At 43.5% G+C, this 618-nt stretch carries 1 protein-coding gene; it reads right to left on the bottom strand.

Features of this window, described 5'->3' with window-relative positions; all coding sequences use genetic code 11:
- Positions 1-24 precede the first annotated feature (24 nt).
- Positions 25-531 (bottom strand): nucleotidyltransferase family protein, encoded by a 507-nt coding sequence (locus ACO9K6_RS20960; RefSeq protein WP_424769466.1) that lies wholly within the window; start codon positions 529-531, stop codon positions 25-27.
- Positions 532-618 lie beyond the last annotated feature (87 nt).

A 618-nucleotide genomic window follows, 5' to 3' on the forward strand; every position in this document is an offset into this window, starting at 1 on the left:
GTTCTGCTTCCCTTCCCCGTTCGTCTAGGAATGAATAACGTGAAGACGGTGCCATGTTGCTTCCCATTTTTTTGACGTAATCCGTTGTTCGTAGATAGTCAATTTGTCTCCTGACGTGAAAAACGGAGTGGGACGTACAATCAGTTTGATTAAATTTTCCACGCCATACGGAGCAACTAAAGTCACTTCACCATTCGAATTCAGATAAACTCCTATTGCCGTACAGACTTCAGGGAAGTGTGCCAACCCATCAGCCGTTGAAGTGTAGGGAACATGGCCGCTTTTAATGTGTATTCGTGCCTGATTTTTCACAGACCAAGGAACCGACAAATCCAATTCTCTAAGAATTCGCTCATACTCTTTTTCGGTGGATTCGTCGGTGCTTTCGGCGTCAAAATACACAACGTCCACGTCTGGCAAACGTGTCTCTTTAAACCCGTGGAGATAATCCCAAACCTTGGAGCGAACAAAACCTGCACATACACACCAATCGGGCAATCCCAATGATTTAACGATTCGAAGTATGTTCATCGTTCGTTCGTCATCTCTAATCAAATTAACAATATCTTGTTGTAGCACTGTAAAACTGTACCTCCCAGCTGTTAAATACCCGTTAAA

Origin of the sequence: Paenibacillus praedii (genome assembly GCF_049725345.1) — a bacterium.
In the GTDB taxonomy this organism is placed as follows: domain Bacteria; phylum Bacillota; class Bacilli; order Paenibacillales; family Paenibacillaceae; genus Pristimantibacillus.

Excerpts from the sequence above, each read along its gene's own strand:
- ACO9K6_RS20960 (WP_424769466.1), bottom strand. The coding sequence starts at position 531 with ATGAACATACTTCGAATCGTTAAATCATTGGGATTGCCCGATTGGTGT.